This window comes from Aminobacter sp. P4_D5, assembly GCF_056401815.1.
This window is the reverse complement of sequence record NZ_JBFUIP010000271.1, coordinates 1-5,026: the sequence shown is the minus strand read 5'-3', so window position 1 is coordinate 5,026 and position 5,026 is coordinate 1. Positions and strand designations below refer to the sequence as shown.

Annotated in this window: 3 protein-coding genes; 1 reads left to right on the top strand and 2 read right to left on the bottom strand. The window is 60.9% G+C overall.

The features are described 5' to 3' along the window. Positions 1 to 1,982: hydantoinase B/oxoprolinase family protein (locus tag AC1DWF_RS30215; RefSeq protein WP_476842438.1), on the bottom strand; the 1,982-nt coding region annotated here is incomplete at its 3' end. Positions 1,983 to 2,025: 43 nt separating this feature from the next. Continuing rightward, entirely contained in the window at positions 2,026 to 4,086 is a 2,061-nt protein-coding gene (locus AC1DWF_RS30210; RefSeq protein WP_476842437.1) for a hydantoinase/oxoprolinase family protein, read from the bottom strand. Positions 4,087 to 4,709: 623 nt separating this feature from the next. Here AC1DWF_RS30210 and AC1DWF_RS30205 point away from each other — a divergent pair. Further along, a partial coding sequence (locus AC1DWF_RS30205; RefSeq protein WP_476842436.1) for a transporter substrate-binding protein occupies positions 4,710 to 5,026 on the top strand: 317 nt, incomplete at its 3' end.

Sequence of the window (5,026 nt, the reverse complement as noted above, 5' to 3'; positions counted from 1 at the left end):
GCCTGGCCCGATGCCGTCCAGTAGGGAACCGTCCGCCGCTTCAGCATCTCGCGGAACTCAGCGGTGGTCTTGGGAAGAAGCTCGCCCGAGCCCCAGTCGACGATCACGCCGTACTGGCGAATCAGATCGAGCATGTTGAGCTTCTTGTCGCGATAAAGTGCGGCGATCTTCTCGGCGTCTTCGTGCAGCCATTCCTTGCGATGGCTGGCGATGCGCGCCCGTTCGGCGAGCGTGGCGTTCTCGTCGATCTTGTATTCGTCGAGATCGATATCCACGACATGGACGACAACGCCGTAGTCCTTCTTGGCCCGCTCCACCGAAACGTAGCCTTCGACCACGTCACCGAGCACACTCTTGATATCGCGCTTGAGGGGATCGCCAAGACCACCACCGCCGGCCGAGGGGCGCTGGACGGTGTCGCCTTGCTGCAGCGGCACACCGGAGAAGAGGGAGCCAAGGTAGCGCTCCGTCTCTTGCCCAGGATTGACCCAGACACCGTGCGGGATGGAGGGCAATCCGCCCCACAGGCCCCAGGTGATTGAGCGTTCGCGGTCGCAGCAATAGGACACCACGGTGCGTTCGCAGGCGTAAAGCGTGCCGCCCTTCTGGACGCCAAGACCGCCGCGGAACTCGCCAGGGCCACCGGAATCGGTCATCAGCTCGTGGCAGGTGGTCAACACAGGCGACAGCCGCTCCTGGCCTTCGAAGGGCTGGGTTCCGAGCTGGACGCCGAACACCGGGCCAGTTGCCGCCCAGCCGTCGCGGCCGTTTCGCGCCCCCCAGCCGCCGACCATCCAGTCGTACCACATGAAGTAGGGCTTGCCTTCGTGACGCGTGTCGCGGCCGCCGATCAGCAGATAGTCGAGGTTGAAGGTGCAGGCCATCGCGCGTTCCGGCAGGACCTCCGCCCAGAGCTCGAAGACCGCGTTCATGATCTTTTCGAACGGCCCGGAAGCGAAGCCGGCGACCGGGGTGGGCCATTCGGCATTGACGACCGAGCCGAGCGGGCCGGCATCGACTGTTACCACGCGGTAGAAGCCGGAGTTCATCGGAATGTCCGGTGACTGCATTTTCGTTCCGGCAACCACTGCGGCGAATGCGCCGCCGTAGCAACAGTTCAGGAATGAACCGACAGACTTGGGATGCGATCCGGTCAGGTCATAGTGGACGCGGTCGCCATCGATGGTCATCTTCACCTTGATGGGGACAAGACCTTCGCCAAGGTCAGGGTCAACGTCAATGTAATCGATGGTCTCCCAGGTACCATCAGGCAAATCGGAGATGCGCTGGCGCGTCATATCCTCGACGTAGTCCTGGACCTCGTTGAACGACTTCTTGATCGTGTCGACGCCATATTTGTCGCACAGGCGCTGGACCTCGCGTTCGGCAAGACGGCAAGCTTCCGCCTGCGCCTGGAGGTCGCCGATGATGTCACTGGGCGCGCGCGTGTTGTGGGCGATAAGCTCGGCGACGTCGGAGAGATAGACGCCCTTGCTGTAGACCCTGACCGGCGTGATGCGCAGGCCTTCGGCCATGTGATCGAGCGCATTCACATTGAACGAACCGGGCACGGCACCGCCGACATCCGCCCAATGGCCGTTGGCCTGAGCGTAGCCAAGGAGTTCACCCTTGTAGAACATTGGCGCGAACAGGCGGGTGTCGTTGAAGTGGGTTCCGCCTTGGTAGACGTCGTTGATGACGAAGACGTCACCTGGATGAACGTCGTTGCCGAACTTCTTGATCACCGCCTTGGCGGTCAAATGAAGCGTGCCGACGTGAGCGGCGATATCGCCGCTGCCTTGCATGATCGTGTCTCCGGTCGGGTCGCACAGGGCCGAGGAGAAGTCGCGGGAGTAGATTACGAACGAGTAGCAGGTGCGCAGGATCTGCTCTGCCATCTGGTCGACGATGTTGACGTAGGCGTTCTTCAGAACTTCGAAGGTAACTGGATCGAGCGTACGGCGATCTTTTTTCGGTGCCATTTCCAATCTCCAATTCAAATTTGTGTGGCGATAGGTGCGTGGTTCAGGACTGCTGCGGAACGTGCATCCTGATGATCAGGTACTCATCCACTTCGGCCTTGATCCCGGGTGGCACGACGATGGTGGAGTCGAGCTGGTCGATGATCGCGGGCCCAACGACAACCGCGCCTGCATGGAGGGTCGAGCGGTCGTAGATCGGCGTCTGGATGCGCTCGGGCGCTTCGTCGAACCGCACCAGGCGTTCGCCGACCGGAGCCGGGAGCGGGGCCTTGCGTAGTTCGTGTTTCGCCAGTTCCGCCTTGCGGTTGAGGCCGGTGGCCTTGACTTGGATGCGGCACACCTCGACCGGGGCGTCGGGCCTGGAGTAGTTGTGCTCGCGGCCATGTTCCTCATGGAACTGCTTGACCGCCTCATCAAGGTTGGTGATGTCGGCGCTCACCGGGATCGACATCGAACGCCACTGGCCGAGATAACGCATGTCGATGTAGCGCTGGAACAGCATCTGCTCAGGAGAGATATCCTCGCTCAACAGGCGGTCGTGACCGTCTTCCTCCAAGAGGCGGAAGGCATTGTTGAGTTCGGCCATGTCGATGTCGCTGACCGTATCGGTGTACATCTGCGTGATGTCGTGAGTGATGTCGACGAGCAGGCAGCCCATTGCCGAGGTGACGCCAGGGTTCGGCGGGATCAGGACGACAGGGATGTACAGATCCCGAGCCAGAGCCACGCCGTGCAACGCACCCGCACCGCCGAAGGCGACCAGCGCGAAGTCGCGTGGGTCGTAACCCTTGCGCAGCGAGACCAGGCGAACGGCGTCAGCCATGTTGGCGTTCGCGACCTTGAGGATCGAAAGTGCCGCTTGCTCCGCATCCATGCCGAAAGGTTCAGCGATGACGCGGTTGATGGCGCTTTCCGCAAGCTTGATGTCAAGTTCGACCTTGCCGCCGGCGAGCTTGGTTCCCAAGCGACCGAGAAACACGTTGGCGTCGCAGTTTGTCGGCTCCGTCCCGCCCTGGTTGTAGCAGACCGGTCCCGGCGTCGAGCCCGCGGATTGCGGTCCGTTGCGAAGTGCACCGGCCGCGTCGCGCCAGGCCAGCGAGCCGCCGCCGGCGCCGATGGTCAGCACCTCGATACTTGGGAAGCGAATCGGATAGCCGTATTCGACATGCCAGTCGTTGGTGACGTGGAGGTGGCCATCAGAGCAAAGGCTGATGTCGGTGCTGGTGCCGCCCATGTCGAGGCTGATCGAGTTCTTGTACCCGGCCAGTTCGGAGATGAAGCGGCTTGCGATCGCGCCGGCGGCGRTRCCGGAAGCGGCGAGGCGCGCTGCGAACTTGGTGGCGCCCTTGGCGGTCATCACGCCGCCGCCCGAATGGAGCAGCAGCACGTCGCCGGCATAGCCGCCGTCCTGCATGCGGCTTTCGAGCTCGGCGCCATATTGTCCCGCGACCGGTCCAAGCACGGTGTTGGCGACTGTGGTGTTGAAGCGTTCATGCTCGAAGATTTCAGGCATGATGTCACTCGACAGCGAAATTGAAACGCCGGGCAATTCGTCAAGCAGGATGTCGCGCATCCGCTGCTCATTCTCGGGATTGACAAAGGAATTCACAAAGCAGATGGCAATGTTGTTGACATTGCGCTTCCTGATGACCCGGGCGAGTTCACGCGCCTCGGCTTCATTGACGCCCTCAATGACCTTGCCCGAGTAGTCGATGCGCTCGGTGACCACTAGGCGGTCGCGGCGCGGCAGATAGGGCGGGGCCATTTCCTTGTACGTGTCCCAGAGATCGTCACGCGTGCCGCGCCGGATTTCGATGACGTCGCGAAAACCCTTGGTCGTGACCATGATGGCGGGCGGGAAACGGCGGGTGATCAACGCGTTCGTGGCTAGCGTCGTACCATKCGAGAACAGGATGATGTCGCGAAGGGCGACACCGCCCGCTTCGATGCCCTTGAGCACACCGTCTATCGGATCCGGCGTCGTCGGCGTCTTGGCGACATGTATCTTGCCGGACGCCTCATTCAGGATGCACACGTCGGTAAATGTGCCGCCCACATCGCAGGCCACGCGCACCGCAGTGCCAAACGTCTCAACTTTATTCACGTCCAGTTCCTCCTCAGGCTGATGTTGTTTTGTGCTCCGCCGCGCGGACCGTTTTGACAAAGCTCCGCACGTCTGGGATCCGACAGGAATCTCAGGGATTTTTTGGTAGGAGAGACTTGCGTCGCTCCAAGCGGCAATGGGTATTGTCAGCGTCGTTGCTGTCTGCGGAGCCGAAGAAAAGTCGGGCGCAGCGCAGTGGTGATAAAACGCAAAAAGGCTCCGGCGGAGATGACCCGCAGGAGCCTTTTTGCTCTGTTCTCAGCCCGCATCGTCGCAGGCCTGATGCCAATGATCATCCGAGACTTGCGGATTTCTGTCAACTGGCAATTCGCGCGATGCGTCCAATGCCAAGGAAAGCCACGTTTTGTACGGTTTGCCGGCTCGGCTGGAATTGTTCGACAACACTTTCAGCACTGGAGTTCACAGTCGCATTGCTGTCTCGAAGACGAATGTGGCTTGCCGAAGCGTAAGCGAGTTGACGGGCTAGGTAGCTTCAGGCACAACTTACGTAAGGACAGCGATGTCCCTATCGGTCGAGCAAAGGCGCTTGCTGCGGTTTCCCGCGCTGGGCGCTTTTTTTGTGTCGAGTTCGCGGATGAACAATCTGACGGAGTTGGCAATTGATGGCGACAAGAACCGAGGAGCCGATGAAGGTCGGCGTGTTGTTCTCCCAGACCGGTGTCACTTCGGTGATGGAACGTAGCATGCTGAATGCGACGCTGTTTGCCATCCACGAGGTCAACGAAGCAGGCGGCATCAACGGTCGTGAGCTCGTCGCCGTCCATTACGATCCGGGCTCCGATGCAGTCGCCTATAATCGTCTGGCCAACAAGCTACTTGTTGAAGACGGCGTCAGGATCATCTTCGGTTGCTACATGTCGAGCACGCGCAAGGCAGTGTTGAAGGCGGTCGAGCACCGCAACGGGCTGCTGTGCTACCC